Here is a 22,467-nt window from a genome sequence, read left to right as displayed (position 1 = left end):
CACATGCAGGTTCGCAAGAGTCGCTTCAATTATAGCCAATTTAAAAGCTCATTGCTGAACCCGCCATCTTTCATCACCTAAAAACGAAATCGGATCTTCACACATTTCTGTTCCGATATTCCGATCATACATTACTTTCACATGACTTACACGCAGTTTATACGGCTTATCAATCAACTCCTTAATCCAAAATCAAATTTAAAATTCAACTCAAAATGAACTTCAAAACGAACCCAATTAAATTCAACTTAAATCAAAACTCAACTCAAACGGACTCAATATTAAATTTTAAATTCAAATCTTAATCAAATCTAAAAAATTAATTTAATCAAATCTAATAAAAATAATAAAAACAACTACGGTGAAACGACTCATGTCTACAGAACTCAGCAAAAACACAGAAGGCAAAGGACAAGTTCAGCAAACGCTTGACGGCGGTACCGTTCCGACCATGCCGAAAGTCAGAACGACCAACGGTTACATGATGGATTGGAACCGAAACGAAATTGTCCGCCAGCTGATGAAAGAAACGCCGCTTGCAGAGCGTTTTTACGGTGTTCCCGGAATTACCAAAGAAGAAGCGGTCGAAATCGCAAAAGAAGCCGAAGCGCGCATCAAAAAAATGGGCGTTGAATTCCTCTCCGGTCCCTTGGTTCGTGAAATCGTCAACTGCATTCTTTTAGAACACGGCCACACCGAATGGCGTAACGTGATGACAAGAGTCGGCGCCTCCGTTTACGACGCCTGTGAAATCGACACCGGTCTCGGATTCGAATCCCACGACAACGCCAACCAATTGGACAACGCCGAAACATCGCACAAGAAGAAAGCCGACAAGATGTCTAAGGAACAAAACCTCCTTTTGATGCCCGGAAATCTTGCCGACCTTCACTTAAACGGTGACTTCCACATCCACGACTTGGAATACTTCGGAACACGCCCGTTCTGCCAGGACTGGGATCTCAGATATTTCTTCTACTACGGCCTCATGCCTGACGGCGTCGGCGTTCAGTCAAGCGTTGCCGGCCCCGCCATGAAAGCAGAAGTCGCTATCCTTCACGCCGTTAAAGTCATGGGATCCGCCCAGACAAACTTTGCCGGCGGCCAAGGCTTTTACAATTTCCTCGCGTTCCTCGCGCCGTATTTTGTTGATAAAACCGACAAAGAACTTGAACAGCTCATGCAGATGTTCGTTTACGAAATGATGCAGATGATGTGCGCCCGCGGCGGACAGACCGTTTTCTCATCCGTTCAGCTGTCTCCCGGCATTCCGAAACTTTGGAGAGACAAACCTGTTGTCGCAATGGGCAAAGTCTGGGACGGCACAAACGGCACAAAAAAGTGGGTCTACGGCGATCTTGAAAAAGAAGTCCGCAAAGGATTCCGCGCGCTCATGGTTGTCATGCTCAAAGGCGACGACTGGGGCAAACCCTTCAGCTTCCCCAAACCTGAAATTTCAATCGAACCGGATTTCATGGAAGAAGACGAAGCCTTCAACGCTGCAAATCCCGATGTTTTGACGTACAAAGAACTCTATCGCTTAACCTTTGAATTGGCCGCCAAATTCGGGACGCCGTATTTCGACAACCAGATTCCGGAATACCGCGGCGCCGGCGAAGGCATCAGCTGTTACCAGTGCTGCGCTTACCAGTTCTCGGCAAATCCTGAAGACGACGTTGATTTCGATGACAAGCTTTACTTTAAAGACGGCAAACACTTCTCCATGGGCTCCTGGATGGTCATGTCACTCAATTGCCCGCGCGCCGCCTACAAAGCCGACCACGACGACCAAAAACTGATTGACGAACTCAAATATCTCATGAACAAGTCCGTTGAAGTTTTCCGCGTGAAGAAAAAATGGATGGATCATTTGTTAGAATCCAACAGAATTCCGTTTGCCGCAATGACGCCAAAAGACCCGAACACCGGAGAAAAAGGCGCAATCGCCGTTGACTTTGACGCGCTCGTCTACACGATCGGCGTGATCGGAATCAATGAAATGGTTCAGTATCACACCGGCAAATCCATGTACGAGTCCGCAGACTCGTTCAAATTCGCGATTCGCATCATGTACGAAATGAAGCTGCACGCGCAAAAGCTGTCTCAGGAAAACAATATTGAAATCGCTCTTGCAAGAACGCCGGCCGAGACGACTGCGCAGAGATTTGCAGTGTCAGACTTGCTCCACCCCGAATACGCCGAAAAAGCTGAAAACAACATGAACGGCGATGTCGAGCTGACGAAAAAGGAGCTCGGAACAACGAAAGACTTGCCGGTCTACTACACAAACGGCACGCACATTCCGCCAGGCGCCGACATTTCCGTGATTGAACGCATCAATTATGAACAGACTTTCTTCCCGATCGTTGACGGCGGAAACATTCTGCACATTTGGCTCGGTGAAGGAACGCCTGACCCTGACGGACTTCAGGAAATGGCAATGCACATCGCCAAGAACACGGCAACCGGCTACTTCGCGTTTACGCGCGACATGACGGTCTGCAAAGACGAAGGCTATGTTGCATCCGGCATCAAAGAATGCTGTCCGAAATGCGGTTCCAATAACATTGACCATCTGTCCAGAATTACGGGCTATTTGCAGTCCGTTGACGGCTGGAATGCAGGCAAAAGGCAGGAGCTTGTTGACAGAACACGCGCCGACCCGAAGAATTTGAAAGTTTGATTCCGATAATGATCAAACTTTTTACTTTTCTTTTCTCATCAAAAACGGTTACTCAAAACGATTGAAAAGAACAAAAACGAACGAAAAGAAGCCACTTAAAAATCTCTTTTCACTCCCTTCCTTTTTTTATTTTTTCTTATATGTTATCATTGATGCTGATTTTTTATTTGCAAAAACATGTGATATCGACGGTAATGTTTTATTCATTTCAAACATATTAAAAATGTTTATATAGTCGGTGTTTCTTCTCGAAAAGGTACACAATCTGCTGTTAGAACAATGATTTTTGTTATCTTAAATCAGGATGTTCTTAACACATACAGCGATTGATGTGCAAATTAATTACAGCGTATAGTGAGGAAATTATATGAAATCAAAAATGATGATAGGAATGAGTTTGCTAATTATTTTTGCAATGATATCTAATGCAAGTGCATGTGGTTATCACATTCCCCATTCCGTTGATTCCGGCTATAATATGCATTGGGGAGGGTCTGTTAACAGCTCTTTCATCAATGAATTAAATGCCGGAATAAACACATGGAACGCATTGGGAAAAGTCAATATTTCTAAAGATACTGCCTTAACCTTACAAGACATAACGATTACGTATGTAAATACATATGACCCAAATGAACCAACAACTCCAGGCGTATATAATTCCAATCGGAATTATATTTACTTTTATAAACCTGTTCTTGATACATTCACTTACAGTGAGAGAGTAAAAACAGCAACACACGAATTGGGGCATGCATTGGGAATTGGAGAGTTATCAGCTTTTTCCGGAAATATTATGAAACCCGGGAAATCTTCTCAAACGTACCTTGGTTCTAAAGATAAAGAAGTATACAATTGTTTATGGAGGTAATCATAATGATAAAACATAAATTCATTTGGGTTTTTGCATGTTTTGCACTTGTTGCCTTGTTGTCTCTTTCCGCTGCAAGTCAAATTCAGTTTGAAAAAGATACGTCTCAATCAGATTTTTTGGCTTTTCAAAAATCAACAAAAGAAACATACGGTATTACCGTAACTGAGGAAGATTATGCGAATTTGAAAAAAGGATTTGAAACACTTTCAAAAGATGTTGAGTTGTACGGCACCACATCCCCTCAATACCGGATTGCTTATTGTGATCATATCTTTGTTGGAAAAGTCACAGAACATATCGGAAATTATCAAGTGAACAGTTCAACTGACAGTTACCCTATACCCTACAACAGATATCACATTGAAGTTATTGATCTGGTAAAAGGTCCTGCCCTTGAGAATAAAATCGTTTTAAATCAATCCGGCGGATATTATACGGAAGAAGGTTTAGAGAAAAAATTAAAAGGAACGAAAGTATCAAAAGACGCTTTTGAAAAAGATGAAAACGGATACTATGGGTTTTTAGGAGCCGATGATTCTATTTTGCAGGAGGGAGAAGTCTATTTATTCATGACTGTTACTCAGGATGACGGATATTGTACAATTTTCTATCCTGATTACCGGATTTTGTTAGAAAATTATGATCAAAACAGTGATGATTTTGAAGAAGTTCTGATGTACAAAAAGCTTGCAGAATCAGGAATTAAAGATTATTTCCGGTTCAGGCCGATTGCAAACGAAGAAATTGAGAAACGATCAATTTTGGCATAATTCGTGATAACAATAATAAAAATCATCACTTATGATTTTTGTTATTGTTTAATTTTTTAATAATTCAAAGCAACTGAATGATTTCAGACACTTTGCTCTTTTCAATACACCCTTCTTCATCTGTTTGTGTAAAAACAGCTGTATTTTTTATTTTTTGACGATTTTTTTTGTTTATTTGCAAATTTTGTTCTTCTTTTTGAATCTGTTTTGTAAATTTGCTCTTCAGATTTGAATTTATTTTGAAAAATCATTCTTCGATTTTAGATTTTATTTTTTAAGTTTGTGCGGCTCGCGCGGCGGGCGGCAGCTGCCGAGCGGAAACAGTAGCAGTAAAAAACGCAGTTTCAAGTTCACGCAGCGAAGCGGAGGGAATCGAGACTTGGCGGATTTTTTCAACGACGAATAAAAAGTTCGCACTCAGCTGATTGCCGTGACAATTAAAATGTCAGCGTTTGCAGATTCGTTGACTCATAGTCAGAATCTCCATCTCCTCCTTCACTCGCTTCGCTCGTGAACTCGTCGTTGGAGGGGCGGCTTTCGAAATTAATCCAATCTAAAACTTAATTGAAACATCATCTTTTATCAAAATTATTCAAAACGGAACGCCTTCTTTTATCCAAAATCTAAAAATTAAGATTAGGGTTTTATCGGGCGTTCAGATTCACCGATTTTTGAAAATAGGATGTTTAGGTTTCATTCAAAATAAAATAAAATGGCAGAACAGGTTTGAAAATATATTGAAAAATGGAGCAGCTCGCACGCGGCGGTCGCCTGTGCAGACAACAACGCAAACGACAGTATAAAAAAAGAAATAAAACAAAAAAGAAATAAAACAGCTGAAAAATTCAGCCGTTCATTTTAATTTTCATCCTCTTCCGTTTTACGGTAAACATAGAAACAAACTACCGTCAAAAAGACAAGCAGAATCAGCGGGAGACTGACCGCATTTCCGATATATTCCGGCAATGTTTGAGTTTCATATCCTTCACCCGGGGTTGTTCCTTCAGCCGGTACGATTTTTGAGCCAAGAGAATTGCTGTTGCCTGATCCTGAATTTCTTGTTTTGTTTTCGGTTTTTTCATCCGTGCCGACAGATTTCCACTGCGCGTACAAAATCACATCGCCTGTGATTTTAAAAGTGCCGCCCGGTGCGAAACTTTCACCTTTTCCGTTGCTTTCGGTGTTCCATTCGATGAATTTCGCATCTCCGTTCACCATTGAATCGTTGCTCATCACGGTAACGATGTCATTTAAGATGTAATTATTATCGTCAACAGGAACGCCTGCAGCATCATTTCCGTTTCCGACATACGTCACATAATACAGATTTTGCATTTCATCCGGCGCCAAATACAAAGCTTCGGCAATGAAAGGCTGCTCCTGCCAGGACAAAATCGGAAGCAAATATCTTCTGTATTTATCCTGCTGCCAATTACTCTTTGAAAGAATGTCCCAGGAACCGCTGTCATCAAAAGTGTCCCACACATCAATCGAATCAATTTCTGTTCCGTGAATACCCGTTCCCGCGCTCACAAGCGCATCGCCGTTTTGCATACCGCTCCAGCTGAAACTGCCGACAGTCTGAACGCTTCCTCCGGAAACTGTTCCGACCAAACCGCCGACATCAGCGGTTCCGTTCACGTATTCGTTCAAAGCGAAACTGTTTTTGATTTGAAGCGGCGCAGAAGTCGCAGCAACGCCGACAAGACCGCCCGCCTTTCCTTCTTCCGTGTGAACGGAATTGGTTGCGATACCGTCTTGAATGATGACTGTTGCGCCGTCTGCAAAGCCGACAAGCCCGCCTGCGATGCCGTAAGCAGAAACAGTTCCGGTTGTCGCGAATGATTCTGTAATCGTTCCGTTTGACAAAGCGCCGATGAGTCCGCCGGCCGTGTGCGTGTCTGCCGTCACATCTCCTTTGGCGAAGCTTTGGCTGACCGTTACGTTTTCAGCCTGTCCGATGAGACCGCCTGCAAAAGCATAGCCTGCCGTCACATTTCCGGTAAAGCTGCTTTGATAAACAGCTGAAAGAGATGAAGAGGGTGAAGACGATCCTGTCTCTGAAACAGCGCCGACCAAACCGCCCGCATATTCATTTTCGGAATAAACTTCTTTGACATTTGCGCGGCTGTTTGAAACAGTTATATTCGCAGCGTTTCCAATGAGTCCGCCGGCATAATATGTTCCTTCCGCTTTGACAAAATCGCCTTCAAAAGAACAGTTTGTCAAAACAGCGCCGTCGGTTTTGCCAATCAATCCGCCCGCTTCCTGATATGCCGAAATATTTCCGGAAACGACAGCGCAGTCAATAAGCGTGACATTTTCGCCTGTTCCGATAAAAGTTCCCGCAGCATAATCGCCCAAGACGGATGCGTTTTCAATCATAATTCCGTCAATAACTGCTTTTTTGGCAAAACTGAACAACCCGACGTTTTCTTCAGCCGGTTTTTCGATTTTCAAATTGCTGATGACATAATCACCCTGATTTGTCAGATTGCCTTTAAACGGCAAAGAAACGGTTCCGAACGGCTCAAACTCTGTTTCTGAGAGGTCAATGTCGGCAGCCAGCACGTAATTTGCATTCGTGTGCCAGAACTTTTTCTGTCCGGACCCGTCCGAATCGTAATCGTAAGCGCGTGTTCCGATCATTTTGAACTGTTCTTCGTTTCCGACATAAATCGTTTCGGGATAAAAAGCCGTCAGAAGCGGATAGCTGTAATCTTCCAGAATATACCAAACAGATGAACCCTGCGGCTCTCCTTTCGTAATATCCCAGCCGGCATTTTCAAAAATACTGATGTTTTTCATTTCAGTCGTATTCTTACCCTTGCCGCCTGTGCCGCCGGCAGTTGTCGTCTTTTCCGTCGTAACATTGTCAAAAAACGCATTTGAAAGGACACTTTTACCGGACTGCGCAATCAAACCGCCCGAACTGCCGCTGTCTGTTTTGACACTGCCTGCCGCGTAGCTGTTTGCAATTGAAATGTTTGCGCCGTTTGCAATGATTTGTCCGACAAATCCGCCTGCATTGCCTTGCGCTGCCGCGACATCACAAACAGAATATGTGTTGTTGATTTTGACTTCGTATCCGCCTGTGGTATCGTTAACGAGTCCGACAAAACCGCCTGCTTCACTTTTTGAATAAACATCGCCTGCCGCATAACATTCTTCAATGACGCCGCATCTCATAAATCCGACAAATCCGCCGGCTGATGAATTTTCGGCGGTTGTATTTGTTACGGCATAAGATTCCCGAATCGTTCCGCCTGACATTTGTCCGACAAATCCGCCTGCTTCATCAACAGTGGTGACTGTATTGGATGCGAAACTGTTTTGAATCGTTCCGTTCGCCATTTTTCCGGCAAATCCGCCCGCATAACCGAGCTTATGGGTACCGTTGTCATATACATATCCGTGTGCGTAAACCGTTCCGGTTGCATAGCAGTCGGAAATGACACCGTTTTGATATTCGCCGACAAATCCGCCGGCGGTTGTTCCGTTTTCATTAATGGCATTTCCTGTTGAATAACAGTTTAAAACGTATGTCAAATTCAGCGTGCCGTCTGTTGAAGCAGATTGAGAAATCCAGCCGATAAATCCTCCGACTTGACCGCTGTTGATCATGTTATATCCGTCCGGCAATGAATTGTTTAAGCAGGGGACGGAAATTGAAGATGCGTTTCCTGTTGCGAAGCTGTTTGTGATATAAACATCGGTGCTGCTGCTGATGTATGAGTCGCCGATCAAACCGCCGACACAAGATCGTCCTGCAACGTCTCCGTCAGCCGAACAATTTGAAACATTCGTGTTCCAAATACCGCCGGCCAGACCGCCGACACGGTGGAAATGCGTTTTAACGGATACATTCGAGTAGCAGTTTTCAATGGAACTGTTTCCGGCTTTTCCGATTAATCCGCCGGCATTTCCGGCATTGGACAGCCACAAAATGCCTGTCAATTCAACGGAACCGTTCACGCTTGAACAATTAATCACGGAAGAGTTTTCTATTTGCCCGACCAAAGGCCCGACATTGTTGTGGTCCATAATGGTGCTTGCGATTTTGATATTTTCCATGCGCACATTTTGTATGGTTGCGTCTTTGATGTAGCCGAAAAGTCCGTTTCCGTTTCCGTCGGCTTGTCTGCCGTCGGTAAAGACATCTTTCGTTTCGGGGAGATGTGTAAAATTATAAATGGTATAACCCGCGCCGTCAAATGTTCCCGTAAACGGAATTTCGTTTTTCCAGGTATTTGCGCTTTTGACCCATTCGATTGTTCCAATCGGTTCCCAAACGGTATATGAAGACATATCGATGTCACTGATCAGAATATAGTTTGCACTCAAATCGTTTCTCATTGCATTCAGCTGGTCGATATCTGCAATTTGGTACGGGTTTTCCGCGCTGCCGTCTCCGCCCGCAAAGCCGGAATCAGCGGCGACAACTCCCGAGAATGCAAAAATCACTCCTATTGCCAATATAACCCCGAATATTGTTATTCTGTTTTTCATACAGTTCCTTCTAAATTTTCATATGATGTTAATCGTTATTTCTTAATACAAATCATTTTCAATACTAATCATTTTTTATATTTATATCTAATGTATTATTTTATTTTTTCAGTTTATTTTTATATGAATCAATTTCAAATATTTGAGACTGTCTCGGTTTTGAAAAGACGGCTGATGGTCTTTGTTTTGTCAAATCTGTGAAAATTTGATTTATTGTTCAAAAATCTGATTATTCAAAAAACGATGCGGTAAACATGCAAAATATTCGAAATTGAATCTAATAATATGAAATCAAAAAATGTAAAAATAAAAATGTAAAAATAAAAATGTAAAAATAAAAATGTAAAAATAAAAATGTAAAAATGAAAAATCTAAAATGAAATTTACGTAAATTATGTAAAAAACAAATTAATGTAAAAAAACAAATTAATGTAAAAAACAAAATTTCATTTCTTTTTCAAAACACGCCCTTCTTCATCGGTTTGCGTAAAAACGGCTGTATTTTTTAAATTTTCAAGAACAATCTCAACTAAAATATCCATTTCTTCGGGCGATAAAAAAGTCATTTCTTGAAAAACGGGATCGTTTGAATTTCCGCCTTTGCCCTGCTGAAGAACGCAGGTCAGTTTTTCTTTTTGATGAATGTTTTCATTTATCCATTTCGAAATCTCGGCGATTTGCTCTTTTGTGCCGACCAATTCCGGAAAAACGGTTGTTTTGATTTCCAGCTCCGCCGAACTTTCATCAACGATTCGAATCGTTTCCTGAATTCGTTCGCTTATTTTTTCATTTTGAATACCGGCAGTCTTGTTATAAATTTCATTTTCAAGCGGCGCTTTAATATCAATGAAAAATTTATCCGCCAGTTTTTTTTCAATCAACAAAGCCGCTGCTTCGGGATAAAATCCGTTTGTATGAATGCCGACAAGAAGATTATTTTCTTTTGCAAATGCCGCGATTTCTTCAACCGCATTTTCCTGCATCAGCGGCTCGCCGCCCAAAAAAACAACGGCGCTGACGTAAGGTTTTGATTCTTTGATCCGTTTTTTAACAAGTTCCAAATCCGTCGGATTGGATTTTGTCAGCAAATCATAATTGTGACAGTAACCGCAGCGGAAGGGACAGCCGTTCAAGAAGACGACAACGGAAGATCTCCCGTGCCAGTCAACCGTTGAAAGCGGAACGACGCCGCCGACATTTGCAATCATAAATGTGAAAAGGGGGCGGAGTTATTAAAATTTTAGGTTTGCGCTTTTCCAGGTTGGCGATGGGAGTGTGGTTTCTGTTTGCAGTGGGAGGGCGGTGTTTGTTTGCAGTGGGAGGGCGGTGTTTGTTTGCAGTGGGAGGGCGGTGTTTGTTTGCAGTGGGAGGGAGGTGTTTGTTTGCAGTGGGAGGGAGGTGTTTGTTTGCGCTTGGAGGGCGGTGTTTATGAAAAAATCGCTTCGCGATTTTTTCGTCACTTTTTCGCCACTTTTTCGTCACTTTTCGCCACTTTTTCGTCACTTTTCGCCACTTTTTCGCCACTTTTTCGTCACTTTTTCGCCACTTTTTGGCTTGCGCCCGCGCGCGAGCTGCACAAATTTTTAAAAAAATAAAATTTAAACAGCAGGTACAATTTTTAAAAAAATAAAATTTAAACAGCAAGTACAATTTTTAAAAAAATAAAATAAAAACGGCAGGTACAATTTTCAAAAATAAGTCAAAAAGAGGAATTGTTTTTCAAATTTCAATATCGACATCATAAATCTTGCTCGGAATCTCCTGATGAATGCTCCAAAACGGTTCTTCGCCGATCGTTTCAATCAGTTTTTTCGTTTTCTTCGGAACGGTTTTGGGACCGAGAACAAAACCCGGTTTGTCGGGGTCGTCAACGTAATCGGTTTCCATCAAAAAACGACTTCCCTGCTCAAACGCGATTTCAATATTATCCTTGGCAGCCGGAATGCTCGGGTAAATGCCGAAAACTTCCGCCGCGGAAACGAGCGGCGTTGCGTGATGATTGACGATTTTTTCAGTTCCGATGCCTGCTTTTTTTGCAATTTCGGCAATATCTTTGATGCTTTCCGGGGTCATATCTTCGACGTGAAGCTGAACGGCGCATTTCAAATCTCTGCCGTGCTCGAAAACGTGACTCATGATTTGATTGGAAGCGCTTAAAATATCGGGCTCGACCGGAAAATGAGGGCGGCCGCTTTTCAGCGCAATTGCATCTCCTTTTTGAACGTATGACGCGGCAATATCAAATCCGCCGCACATGATTTCAACGGCTTTTTTAACGCCGTTTTCTTCGGACAAATAAAGAATGTCGACCGGATGGATTCCCAATACGGGAAACGCGGTGACGCCGGTTTCATTGATTTTGGAAGCGGCTTCAATCGTCAGATCAAAAACGGTTTTGTAATCTTCTGGCTTTTTCACGGAAACCCCGAGATGACGGCTCGGAAGCGAGACTAAAAACATGTGCGTTCCGCCCGCGTTTTGAAAGTCGCGGACAGCATCTAAGCCGCGGCCGCGCTTCATATCAATGTGAATGTGATTATCCGTAATCGGAAGCTGAGACATGGTCGTTCCTCGTTTTTTGATTTTTAAATTTTTAGATTTTGAAAATTGAATTAAATATTTATTGTTGTCTGTTCATTTTATTTTTATAAAAGATTTTCATTATTCAAATTATTTTAAATCTGCAATAAAACGGTGGTCTGAATGAAAACATCCAAAACGATTGGTCGCCTGACCCTTGTTCTTGAAGAAAGAGAAGTCGGAGTCGATTTGTCGGTCACGTTAACAGGCGGCAAAGCGCATATCGGCGCGGCAGCTCTTGCATATGTCGACAAAGAAACGGGCCGGACAACGGCGTCCGTCATTTCCGCGCCCGGTCACAAGGAAGAAGAAATCGCTCTCTACGGCGCCAAGGCAATCAGCAAAGACACGAAAAAAACGGTTTTGTTTGCCGTCGGCATTCATTTGGATGAAATTTCATTGGAAGAAATCGAAGAAATTGAAAGCGTATGTCGTGAAATGATTCAGAATTGTTTGAAAAATTCTTAAGGACAAAACAGGTAAAAATATGGAACTTATTATCGGAATCAGCGGCGCTTCAGGCGCAGGCTACGGCATTCGTTTGCTTGATATTTTAAAAGAAACGGACATTCAAACGCATTTGATTATGACAAAAGCCGCTGAAGAAATCATTTTGACGGAAACCGATTATGATCCCGAAAATGTCAAAAGAATGGCGGATTTCGTTTGGGATGAAAAGGATTTTTCGGCGCCGATTGCAAGCGGTTCTTATAAAACGGCCGGCATGATTATTGCGCCGTGCAGCATGAAAACGCTCGGTCAAGTCGCAAACGGCATTTCCGACAATTTGCTTGTCCGCGCCGCCGATGTTTGTTTAAAAGAAGAGCGGAAACTGATTTTAATGGTTCGCGAAACTCCATTCAGCCTGATTCATTTGGAAAACATGGTTGCCGCAAAGAAAGCGGGCGCAACGATTCTTCCGGCAAGCCCCGGATTTTACAGCCGGCCGCAAACGATTGATGATTTGTACAATATCATGGCGGGACGCGCATTGGATTTGGCGGGCATTGAAAATCATGTTTATAAACGCTGGAAAGAAAGCGAATGAAATCGAATAATTGAAAAACATTATCGGGTTCTTTTTAAAAATCAAAATCTTTATAAATCAGAAAGTGTTTCTATGTCCGTTGCGGCGGTGACTGCGGTTACAGCAGTTGCGGCAGCGGCACGATAACGGTATTTTCATAATCAGCAAGGGATAGTAGGGTAGCTTGGTCCATCCTCGAGCGTTTGGGACGCTTGGACCGCGGTTCAAATCCGCGCTATCCCATAAGATTAAAATATCAACAAATTCTTTTATCATTCCCGAAAATTCTTATTTCTATGTTTTCAGCATGGGATAGTAGGGTAGCTTGGTCCATCCTCGGACGTTCGGGACGTTCGGACTGCGGTTCAAATCCGCGCTATCCCATTTCAATTCTTCTTTTTATGACTTCTTCTTTTTATGACTTCTTCTTTTTATGACTTCTTCTTTTTATGACTTCTTCTTTTTATGACTTCTTCTTTTTATGACTTGTTTTAGAAGTATGAATGAAGCAGCGGCAGCCTTTTCATTTTGTGAAAATGAGCGAATTTAAAACAAAATGTTAGAGAATCTAAAATCCGAAAAATGAAGAGTAGAAAATCTAAAATGAGAAAAATGAAAAGTGGAAAATTTTAATAAATTAGAAAAATAAAAAAAATTGCATAACGCACGGAATTGTTCCGTGCATTTTGTCATGCAATAGTACAAGAAACTGACCTTTTTTTGTTTTTTGGCGGTCATTATTTCAGCATCCTGAAATATTTTCCGGCATCGAATACGTATTCATATTCGACATCAACACCGTCTCTTGTCTTATATTGAAGTTCGTCGACTTCAAAAAAGTCTTCTTCAAACATTTTTATCACCTTTTTTGAACCCTTATGAAAGGGAGCGAATTGTTTTTTTGTTTTTGTTTTTTGGGCGGCGCGTAGCGGCGCCCCAATTTTCGGGTGGTGCGCAGCAGCGCCCCGATCTTTTCGGGCGGCGCTCAACGGCGATCCGATCCTTTCTTACGTAACCTGCACATTCCAAGAATGTGAATACTTGTTTACATAACGATTTTTCATTGCTTCTGTAAACAAATATGTGATACTCGTAAAACATTATATCATGTATATAAATATTCCTTTAATTTTAATAAAAATCTCTTTAATTTGGTTTTTTAAAATGAAGTTAGTGTTAAGTATCCAAAAAAATCAAAAATATCTAAAAAATATCCGGAATTTTTCTAAAAAGTATCCTGAAAAATATCCTAAAACATCCTGAATTAATTTTTGAATGGATATCTATATATCTGTAGTATACATTATTGTAATTAATCGACTATTATATCATAAATATATTCGGTTGATTGTTTAAATCCACGGAAGGATGTATAAATGACGCATCACAGCTACATTAAATTCAATGACGGTTCCAAGTTTGATGTTGAAAACTTTAAATTGTTGAGCATGAAAGAAAATGACGAACAGTTCTTTGACGAGAACGGCAGAGTTTTCAGTCTTCATGTTCCCGATCAATTAAAAGTTAAATTTGAAATTGATTTAAAAGATCAAAATTATATTCAAGCGCTCTCTATGATCGGCGCCGGGTCCGGTTTCACCACCGTCAATTATGAAGACGATGATGAAAAAGACGGCACCGGCTACAACAATTGCCATGTCTTCTTAATCAACGAAGACACAGAATCAAAGAAAGCGTATGTTGTCTGCAATTGGACATACACGGAAGTGAACCTTTTAAGTTAATCACAGGGGTTCATAATTATATCTTTTCAAAAAAATCTTGTCAAAAACAATAAATAAAAGAGAATTCTATATCCTGATGTTAACCGCTCAAAGCGAAAGTGTTTGGTTAACAACAGGGTGTCGTTCGGCAAACTTATTCAACCCCGCCGAGCGACCATAATTTTTATTCGGTTTTTAAATTTCGGGTTGAAAAATGAAAATAAGTTTAAATTTAAACAATTTTAATTTAAACAATTAAAGAGTTTAAACAAATAAGATTAAATTAAACATTCAATTAAACATTCTTGAAAGGCTCAACTCTATCTGAAAAATAAGTTAAGCATCAATATTTAAAAAACAAAAATTTCAAAAACAATTCATTTTAAAAATAATAAAAAATTAAAAACAATATCCCAAATTTTCATTCTTGTTTTTTCATTTCCTGAATTGTTCGAATGATAAACTCTTTCAGCTCTATTTCAGATGCGGGAAACGAAGCATATTCGGTCGTGTCTTGAAGGGGTAGGGGCGGATTGTTGTAACGCTCCATAAAATAAAGAATTGCTTTTCGAATGATTGCAGACTGATTGTAATTGGTTTGTCTTGAAATCTGTTTCAGTTTTGAATAAATAAACGGATTGACTGTCGCTGAAACTGAAACTTTGGGCCCGATATCTTCCGGAACCGAATCCAAAAAAGATTCCAGTTCAAACAGTTCTTTTTCTTCGCGGTATGAAATAATGCCTAAAAATTCACAGATTGAAACATAAATCAGATCGGAATTTGTCGCAAAATCACCGCTTTCTACAATCGCTGTTATTTTTTTAAGAAGAGTTTCACTAATCGATAAGGAAATTGACAGCTTTTTACGATTGTGCTGACTCATATCCTTAAATTTAATTTTATTCTTATTATCGTTCTTATTCATTTTATAATAATTTATTGCAACGGTAATAATTTTGAAAAGTTTTAAATATATTAATTACATATGCAATAATTCGTGGCGAAAATAAAAAATGTTTTTGTCAAAATCGTTTCGGTAATTACGAATGTTAATTTGAAAGTTAACTTCGAATTTTAATTCAGAAAGTTGGCTTTGAAAACTATCTGCATTCAGAATTACTTGAAAATTATTTTGCCGCAAGAATCGGCAAAATCATTCAATCAGTGTGTCGCTCGACTTTTCAATTCAACCCCTTGTCGAGCGGCTAATTCTTTACATCGTTTTTCTAAAAATACTTTTCAGAGGGGATAATTTTGGAAAGTCGCTCATTTGAAAACGTTTTTTAAAAATTAATTTTACTCTTTTATGATGAAATCATAAAAATAAAAAAGCCGACCCGTGGGCTGTTGACATTTTGGTCAAAGCCCTTATTTTATCCCGGATTTTCACCCGATGCGATTTCCGCATCAGGGACTTGACTTAAGTAACGGAAGCCGTTGGGGGGACTTGAACCCCCGGCCTGCTGATTACGAATCAGCCGCTATACCGCTAAGCCACAACGGCGCTTTTTGAAATAAAACAGAATTCCTTAGTAGTCTTTAAGATATTTAAAGATTATTTTCGGATTTCAATTTCCAATCTTCAATTTCCATTTTACTTTCATTTTATTTTCATTTCCATTTTATTTCCATTTTTATTTTCATTCAATTTTGTTTTGATTTCGTTTTTAGTTTTCATTTTTCGTACCGGATACATTAATTTAATAAGCCGGAGTGTATTATGCTGAAATATTCAAATTATCAAATAAATCTAAAAATTCAATAAATTTCAAATTAAAATTCAAATTCAAATTTCAATTTTAATATTTTAATATTTAAAAATCAAAAAAAATATGAAATCATTTACAGGTGAATAAATATGACATTCAAATCTCTCGGACCGTCAACGGCAGCATTCCCGACACCCGCATGGGTCATCGTTACATATGACAAAAATGAACGCGCAAACGCAATGACAGTCGCGTGGGGCGGAATCGTCAACTCAAATCCGCCGTGTGTCGCTGTTGCAATTCAGCCGAGCAGATACACTTACGAAAATGTTCTCGCCAAAAGAGAGTTTACCGTTTGTATTCCGTCAGAGGAATTCGCGGCAGAAACCGATTATTTCGGCATCGCTTCCGGAAGAGATGAAGACAAAATCGCAAAAGCAGGACTCACGGCAGAGCGCGCCGAAAAAGTCAACGCGCCTTACATCAAAGAATTTCCGATGCATTTGGAATGCAAATTGACCGACAGAATGAATCTCGGATCGCATTTTGTTTTGATCGGACAAATCATTGATATCAAAGCCGATGAAGAAATTTTAGACCACAAAGACAGCATTGAAATTCAAAAGCTGAAACCGCTTGTGTATTCCCCGACAGACAGAAGCTATTACAAAGTCGGCGACGAAGTCGGCAAAGCCTTCTCAATCGGAAAAGAAATCAAAGACAAGAGCGAATAAACAAATCGAATTTGAATCACAATCGAATTTGAATAACAATTGAATTTGATAATAAATCGAAATTAAATATTCATCTTCAAAAATTATTATTTTTATTATTAATTATTTTAAATCAAGAGGGAGAAGAATGGACCCCGAATCAATTTATAAATCCGTTGTCGAAAAAGACAATCAATATGTTATGCCGACATACGGCCGCAAGCCGCTGCTTTTTACGGGCGGCGAGGGCTGCCGTTTGATTGATATTTTCGGCAAAGAATACATCGACTGCGTTGCGGGAATCGCCGTCAATGCAACCGGATATTCCAATCAAAAATTAGTCAACGCAATTAAAGAGCAGGCAGAGCAGCTCATCCACATTTCAAATTATTATTACAATATTCCGCAAGCGAACGCCGCCGAAAAATTGGTTCAGATCACAGGGCTTTCCAAAGTCTTTTTCTGCAACTCGGGCGCAGAAGCCAACGACGGCGCCATGAAACTTGCAAAGCTGCACACCAAAAAGAACAGCTTCATCTCAACCAATAACGCATTTCACGGACGAACGATCGGATCGCTCGGCGCAACTGCTAATATCAAATACCGCGACCCGTTTGTGCCGCTCGTGAAACCGGCAACTTTCGTCAACTACGGCGACGCGTCAGCAATCGAAAAAGCGGTCACGGATGATATTGCGGGCGTTATTTTAGAACCGCTTCAGGGAGAAGGCGGCGTGAATGTCTCCAATGCCGAATATCTCAAAGAAGTTCGTGAAATTTGCGACAAAAAAGATTTGGTTCTCATCTTCGATGAAGTCCAAACCGGATTCGGTCGTACCGGAAAATGGTTCTGCAAAGACCATTATAATGTTCAGCCGGACATTCTGACAATGGCAAAAGCCATCGGCGGCGGTCTTCCGATGGGCGCGTTTGCTGCTTGTGAAAGCCTGTCCTTTGAAAAAGGCGAACACGGGACGACTTTTGGCGGCAGCCCGCTCGTTTGCGCGGCGTCGCTTGCCGTTATGGAAACAATCGAAGAAGACAATCTGCTTGAAAACGCGGCAAATATGGGACAATATTTCATTGAAAAACTTTCCAAAATGGAACGCAATGACGTTGTCAATATTCGCGGCATGGGACTCATGATCGGAATCGAATTAAATCATGAATGCGGATACTTTATGGATGCCGCAGCCGAAAAAGGCGTTCTTTTGAACGTGACGGCCGGAAATGTCATTCGTTTGATTCCGCCGTTGACGATTTCAAAAGAAGAAGTCGATCGCGTAGTCGAAGTAATCGATTCAATTGTAAGACCGAATTAATTGATGAAAAAATTGATGAAATATTATTAACTCAAAATGAAAACGGAGAACTTTCAATGACCAAGAAATCAAAGGAAATTTACGCTTCTTTGCTCAAAGATTCCGTTTTAAACGTGCCGGAATACGTTCCCGGGAAGACGACGTCTCAAATCGCTGCCGCTTACGGGCTTGATCCGAATACGATTATCAAGCTGAATTCAAATGAAAATCCGCTCGGCCCGTCAAAGAAAGTGATTGAGGCGATTCAAAAAGAAGCCGAAAACGCGTCGCTTTATCCGACGGCGGACGCTTCCAATTTGCGCCGCGCTTTAACGGAATACACGGGCTTTCCGATTGAAAATATCGTTGCGTCCGGTCCCGGAATGGACAGTCTGATTGACGCGCTGAATAAATTATTTGTCGGCAGCGGCGATGAAGTCATTGTTCCCGTTCCGACTTTTACATATTACGGAATTTCAGCGGCGGGTCTCGGCGGCGTTCCTGTTCATGTGAATCTGAATCCCGATTATTCACTCAATGTCGACGCTGTTTTAAAAGCGGTGACGAACAAGACAAAAATCATTTGGCTTTGTTCGCCGAACAATCCGACCGGAAATGTCATTGCAGCCAAAGACGTTCGAAAATTGGCCGAAAAGACGAACGCGATTATTTTCATTGATGAAGCGTACGTCGAATTTTCGGAAGCGGGGAGTTTATCCGCTCTTGTGAATGAATTTGAAAATATTGTCATCGGCAGAACTTTTTCAAAAGCGTTCGGCTTGGCAGGAATGCGCCTCGGCTACGTTATTGCGCCCGTTTGGATCGCGTCTGCGCTGCTGCGCGTGCTGCCGCCTTTTGCGGTCAGCATCTTGGCAGAAGCGGCGGCGGTTGCAGCGCTTGGCGATCAGGAATCTTTGAATGCAGCCATTGAGATGGTGCAGTCCGAGCGTAAAAAGCTGATTGCATCAATCAATGAAAAAACGCCTTACAAAGCGTATTCGTCGGAAGGAAATTTCATTATCGCTGACGTGTCGCCGAAAACTTCTCAGGAAGCGGTTGACGCTTTTTTGAGAAAAGGAATCATTATTCGAAGCTGTGATTCTTTTCAGAATATCGGGAAAAATACGGTCAGAATTACGATCGGGACGCCTGAAGTGAATGAAAAAGTGATTGAAGCGTTTGAATTTTTGAAAAACGAAGAATGATTAATAAGTGAAATCGAAAAAATAAAACAAAAATGAAACATCGTTTTTCTTTCAAATTAATAAAAACGAACGCCGTCTTTCTTCTCTTCAGAAAAGAGAACGGGCGTTCGGGTTTTCATATTTTCATTAAAACGGATGTTTGAGTTTTATTGAATATTTTTGTTCAACAACTTTTTTGATATTTGTTTGATTGGATTTGTTTTGTTGATTTAATTGATTGTTTTGTCTGATTAAATCGGCAAAACAATCCATCCCAAAGCAATCGCCGCCATCGCAATTAAAATTGCAAGCGTGATTAAAATCATTAAAACATCCAATGCTTTGTATTTGATTTTTCTTTTATTTTCCGATGCTTTCCGGTATCCGCGCATATCGATTGTCAAGCCGAGCGTATCTGCTTTTGAAAGCGAATTGAGCATCAGCGGAAGCATGACCGGTCCCGTTTGTTTCATTTTCCCGATAAAGCCGCCGCCCGGATTGTAGCCGCGGGAGAGCTGTGCCTCATTGATTCGGGCACCTTCGCGCTGAAGCGTCGGAATAAAGCGAATCGCAATCAAAAACATCAAAGCGTAATCGCTCGGGACGTGCAAGACGTAAAGCGCGTTGACAAGTTCACTCGGTTTCGTTGAAATCACAAGCATCTGGAAAGATGAAATCAAAACGGCAAACCTGAAACTCATCGTCACGGCAAACAAAACCGCTCCCGTCGTCACCGAAACATAACCTTTTCCGATCGGAATCAGGTTGAACAAAACATCGCCGTCTTTCATCGTCAAAACCGTCAGCAGAACCAAGAGAACGCTGAGAACAATGATAATCGGCACTTGTTTCAAAAGCGCTTTCCCGAGACCCGAGACGACTGCAAGAACGGCAACGAACACGATCATCGCCGCTAAAATGTACAAATTATTTGTCAAAACGGCTGCAAAAAGCATACCGACTGCAAAAATAATTTTTGTCATCGCATTGAGGCGGTGGAATAATCCGTTTCCGGGCGTGTATTGCATGATGTCATCCATCTTAATCACCTTCCGCGATTTCAATGTCGGTGCTTTCAATGATCTCGCCCGTTTGACTTTTTCCGCCGCAAGTCACATTCGTAATCTTGCCGTTTGACATTTCAATAATTCTGTCGGCGACGATTTCAGCGATTTTCGGGCTGTGCGTTACCATCAAAATCGTTTTTCCTTCGTTTCTGATTTTCATCAAAAGTTCCATGATTTCAAAAGATTCTTTCAAATCAAGCCCGGTCGTCGGTTCATCCAATATCAGAATCGACTGATTCATTGCAAGAACGCAAGCCAGCGCTAATCTTTGGCGCTCGCCGCGGCTGAGGTAATGCGGATTGACGTTTTCTTTTTCCAAAAGACCGACTTCCGCAAGCGCTTTTGAAATCGCAGCCGAAACCGCAACAGACTCATTCTTGCCGATATTTTTCAAACCGAATTCAACTTCTTTCCGGCAAGTGTTTTCAAAAAGCATCGTGTCGGGATTTTGAAAAACCAATCCGACATCTTTCGCAATTTCAGGAACGCGCATTTCGCTGATATTTTTATTAAAAATCTCAATGATTCCCGATGTCGGTCGAAGAAGCCCGTTTAAATGTTTGATTAAAGTCGTTTTGCCCGATCCGTTTTCACCGACAATTGCAACAATTTCCCCCGCGTACAAATCCATCGAAACATCATCGAGCGCTTTTAAATTGTTGCCGTAAACATGAACCAAATTTTTAACGGAAGCAACCGGCTCTTTTGTTCTTGATTCATTCATTTCCTGTTCGTTTATTTCCTGTTCGTTCATTCCCTGTTTGCTCATACCCTGTTCATTTATTTCCGGTTCATTCATTCCCGATTCTTTTCGCTCAAAATTCGGAATAACTGCAGAATCTTTAACGGGCGCGCCGTCATAAACGACTTTTCCGTTTTCCAAACGAATCTGGCGCGTCGCGTAATCAACGGTTTCATCGACCATATGTTCGACAAGAATGATTGTTTTGCCGCTGTCGGCCAGCGATTTTAAAACTTCATAAACCCGTTTTCGGGCGTTTTTATCCAATTCGGAAGTCGCTTCATCCAAAACGAGAATCGGCGTTTCTTTGGAAAGCGCCGCGGCAAACGCGACACGCTGCTTCTGCCCGCCGGAAAGCGCGTGGGGCGCGCGGTCTTTTATGCCGCAGGTATTCGTCATCTCATACAAATCGTTCAGCTTGTTTTCGATTTCTTCATTCGACAGCTTTCGAGTTTCAAGTCCCGTTCTGATTTCTTCTTCAACGGTCGTAAAAATCAATTGAGCGTCGGCATCATCAAAAACCATTCCGACAACCGTGCTGAGTTCTTCCATATCTTTGTATTCATCGGCGTATTTTCCCATGACAGTGATTTCGCCGCCGACGATTCCGCCGTACGAGTGAAGAATAATTCCCGTAACGGTTCGGCAGAATGTCGTTTTTCCCGATCCCGACGAGCCTGTCACGACAACGAATTCGCCTTTGCCGATATTCAGCGTCACGTTTTCAAGCGCGGGCTTAGATGTGTCAATATTATCAGTTTTTCCTGTATTGCTCTCGGTGTTGTTTCCTGTATTGTTTCCGATGCTGTTTCCTGTATTGTTTCCGATGCTGTTCCCTGTGCTGTTTCCGTTGGTGTTTCCTGTGCTGTTTCCTGTACTTTTTCCTGTATTGTATGTAAAACTGACATTTTCAAGACCGATAATCGTGTCTTTGTCTGCCGGTTTTTCATGTGATGTTTTTTCAATTGTCGGGGCGTTTTGCATCAAAAGCATTGCAGGCAATGCGATTACCTGAACGATGATGGCATTTACGATTGTCGCGCCGAGAACGATTGGCACAAGCGGAGCGACAAACGAAATCATTGTCGCTGTTGATGCTCCCGACGGCGCAATCATCACTAAAAATGTAATGGCGATGAATGAAAATCCGCTTGCAGGCGTTGCAATCGCGGTTGCAATGACGGGGGAAAGCAGTTTGGTTTTGTTTCGAATCGCTTTATAGACGAAAAGGCAGACAAAAGCGCCGATCGGCTCCGAAATTAAATTTCCGAGCGGGAAGACGGAGTGGCTGAAAACGGCGCAAATAATGCCCGCAACCAATCCGATTCCGAGCGTTTCTTTGTATTTCGGGACCACTAAAATGATTGCGAGGCAATAGAATGCAATTGTCAAATTCGCGACAATCGCACCCGGTATAAAGAGGGAAATGTATCTGGCAATAGCGCCGGCGGCAAGCAGAATGCCGACAAGCGCGATATCTCTTGATTTCATGTAAGATCTGTTGATTCCTAAAATGTTTCTTCATTTTGCTGAAATTTTCACGGGCGTTGCTTTCCGGTTTTAAAATTCGCGCGGTAAAACG

Annotated in this window: 17 protein-coding genes and 3 tRNA genes; 12 read left to right on the top strand and 8 right to left on the bottom strand. The window is 41.5% G+C overall.

The annotated features are described in order from the left end of the window. Nucleotides 1–373 precede the first annotated feature (373 nt). The 3 genes from nrdD (at nt 374) to MmiHf6_RS05560 (ending at nt 4,327) form a co-directional block, all read left to right on the top strand. Nucleotides 374–2,683, top strand: coding sequence for an anaerobic ribonucleoside-triphosphate reductase (gene nrdD / locus MmiHf6_RS05570; protein WP_316556814.1), 2,310 nt, complete (start codon nt 374–376; stop codon nt 2,681–2,683). Between the two features lie 367 nt (nt 2,684–3,050). After that, a complete protein-coding gene (locus MmiHf6_RS05565; RefSeq protein ID WP_316556813.1) occupies nt 3,051–3,554 on the top strand; it encodes a zinc metalloprotease in 504 nt (167 codons plus the stop codon). Nucleotides 3,555–3,559: 5 nt separating this feature from the next. Further along, entirely contained in the window at nt 3,560–4,327 is a 768-nt protein-coding gene (locus MmiHf6_RS05560; RefSeq protein ID WP_316556812.1) for a hypothetical protein, read from the top strand. A gap of 267 nt (nt 4,328–4,594) precedes the next feature. On the opposite strand, the gene MmiHf6_RS05555 is transcribed toward MmiHf6_RS05560, so the two are convergent. The 3 genes from MmiHf6_RS05555 to MmiHf6_RS05545 all read right to left on the bottom strand — a co-directional run bounded on the left by MmiHf6_RS05555 (nt 4,595) and on the right by MmiHf6_RS05545 (nt 10,044). Beyond that, entirely contained in the window at nt 4,595–4,744 is a 150-nt protein-coding gene (locus MmiHf6_RS05555) for a hypothetical protein (protein WP_316556811.1), read from the bottom strand. A gap of 441 nt (nt 4,745–5,185) precedes the next feature. Continuing rightward, complete coding sequence (locus MmiHf6_RS05550; RefSeq protein WP_316556810.1) at nt 5,186–8,803, bottom strand: GLUG motif-containing protein; 3,618 nt, start codon at nt 8,801–8,803, stop codon at nt 5,186–5,188. A gap of 479 nt (nt 8,804–9,282) precedes the next feature. Further along, on the bottom strand, nt 9,283–10,044 hold the full coding sequence (locus MmiHf6_RS05545; protein WP_316556809.1) for an anaerobic ribonucleoside-triphosphate reductase activating protein: 762 nt from the start codon (nt 10,042–10,044) through the stop codon (nt 9,283–9,285). A 67-nt stretch (nt 10,045–10,111) separates the two neighbouring features. Here MmiHf6_RS05545 and MmiHf6_RS05540 point away from each other — a divergent pair, with 67 nt between their 5' ends. After that, nucleotides 10,112–10,423: a hypothetical protein gene (locus tag MmiHf6_RS05540; protein WP_316556808.1), complete on the top strand. Its 312-nt coding sequence runs from the start codon at nt 10,112–10,114 to the stop codon at nt 10,421–10,423. A gap of 132 nt (nt 10,424–10,555) precedes the next feature. On the opposite strand, the gene MmiHf6_RS05535 is transcribed toward MmiHf6_RS05540, so the two are convergent. After that, nucleotides 10,556–11,398 (bottom strand): TatD family hydrolase, encoded by an 843-nt coding sequence (locus MmiHf6_RS05535; RefSeq protein ID WP_316556807.1) that lies wholly within the window; start codon nt 11,396–11,398, stop codon nt 10,556–10,558. Nucleotides 11,399–11,539: 141 nt separating this feature from the next. Between MmiHf6_RS05535 and lpdD the strand changes: the two genes are divergently transcribed. The 5 genes from lpdD to MmiHf6_RS05510 all read left to right on the top strand — a co-directional run bounded on the left by lpdD (nt 11,540) and on the right by MmiHf6_RS05510 (nt 14,188). Next, nucleotides 11,540–11,884 (top strand): prenylated flavin chaperone LpdD, encoded by a 345-nt coding sequence (gene lpdD, locus MmiHf6_RS05530; RefSeq protein ID WP_316556806.1) that lies wholly within the window; start codon nt 11,540–11,542, stop codon nt 11,882–11,884. Nucleotides 11,885–11,903: 19 nt separating this feature from the next. After that, nucleotides 11,904–12,464 carry a UbiX family flavin prenyltransferase gene (locus MmiHf6_RS05525; RefSeq protein WP_316556805.1) on the top strand — a complete coding sequence of 187 codons (561 nt, stop codon included), beginning with the start codon at nt 11,904–11,906 and terminating at the stop codon, nt 12,462–12,464. A gap of 147 nt (nt 12,465–12,611) precedes the next feature. After that, nucleotides 12,612–12,686 (top strand) — tRNA-Pro (locus tag MmiHf6_RS05520). A 66-nt stretch (nt 12,687–12,752) separates the two neighbouring features. Next, a tRNA-Pro gene (locus tag MmiHf6_RS05515) sits at nt 12,753–12,827 on the top strand. A gap of 992 nt (nt 12,828–13,819) precedes the next feature. Further along, nucleotides 13,820–14,188 carry a hypothetical protein gene (locus tag MmiHf6_RS05510; protein ID WP_316556804.1) on the top strand — a complete coding sequence of 123 codons (369 nt, stop codon included), beginning with the start codon at nt 13,820–13,822 and terminating at the stop codon, nt 14,186–14,188. 400 nt (nt 14,189–14,588) lie between these two features. Here the strand turns inward: MmiHf6_RS05510 and MmiHf6_RS05505 are convergent, their stop codons facing one another. Beyond that, entirely contained in the window at nt 14,589–15,053 is a 465-nt protein-coding gene (locus MmiHf6_RS05505; RefSeq protein ID WP_316556803.1) for a ribbon-helix-helix domain-containing protein, read from the bottom strand. A 549-nt stretch (nt 15,054–15,602) separates the two neighbouring features. Continuing rightward, nucleotides 15,603–15,674: transfer RNA gene (locus MmiHf6_RS05500), tRNA-Thr, on the bottom strand. Between the two features lie 354 nt (nt 15,675–16,028). Between MmiHf6_RS05500 and MmiHf6_RS05495 the strand changes: the two genes are divergently transcribed. From MmiHf6_RS05495 to hisC, 3 genes are all read left to right on the top strand, one after another. Beyond that, nucleotides 16,029–16,613, top strand: coding sequence for a flavin reductase family protein (locus MmiHf6_RS05495; protein WP_316556802.1), 585 nt, complete (start codon nt 16,029–16,031; stop codon nt 16,611–16,613). A gap of 127 nt (nt 16,614–16,740) precedes the next feature. Next, on the top strand, nt 16,741–17,913 hold the full coding sequence (locus tag MmiHf6_RS05490) for an acetylornithine transaminase (RefSeq protein WP_316556801.1): 1,173 nt from the start codon (nt 16,741–16,743) through the stop codon (nt 17,911–17,913). A 56-nt stretch (nt 17,914–17,969) separates the two neighbouring features. Next, nucleotides 17,970–19,097, top strand: coding sequence for a histidinol-phosphate transaminase (gene hisC / locus MmiHf6_RS05485; protein ID WP_316556800.1), 1,128 nt, complete (start codon nt 17,970–17,972; stop codon nt 19,095–19,097). A gap of 230 nt (nt 19,098–19,327) precedes the next feature. On the opposite strand, the gene MmiHf6_RS05480 is transcribed toward hisC, so the two are convergent. Both MmiHf6_RS05480 and MmiHf6_RS05475 read right to left on the bottom strand, forming a co-directional pair. After that, entirely contained in the window at nt 19,328–20,116 is a 789-nt protein-coding gene (locus MmiHf6_RS05480) for an energy-coupling factor transporter transmembrane component T family protein (protein WP_316556799.1), read from the bottom strand. 1 nt (nt 20,117) lies between these two features. Beyond that, nucleotides 20,118–22,376, bottom strand: a complete 2,259-nt coding sequence (locus tag MmiHf6_RS05475) for an energy-coupling factor transporter ATPase (protein WP_316556798.1) — start codon at nt 22,374–22,376, stop codon at nt 20,118–20,120. Nucleotides 22,377–22,467: the final 91 nt, after the last annotated feature.

The sequence above is a fragment of the Methanimicrococcus hongohii genome, assembly GCF_032594095.1.
Lineage (GTDB): Archaea > Halobacteriota > Methanosarcinia > Methanosarcinales > Methanosarcinaceae > Methanimicrococcus > Methanimicrococcus hongohii.
This window is presented reverse-complemented; position numbering and strand designations above follow the sequence as displayed.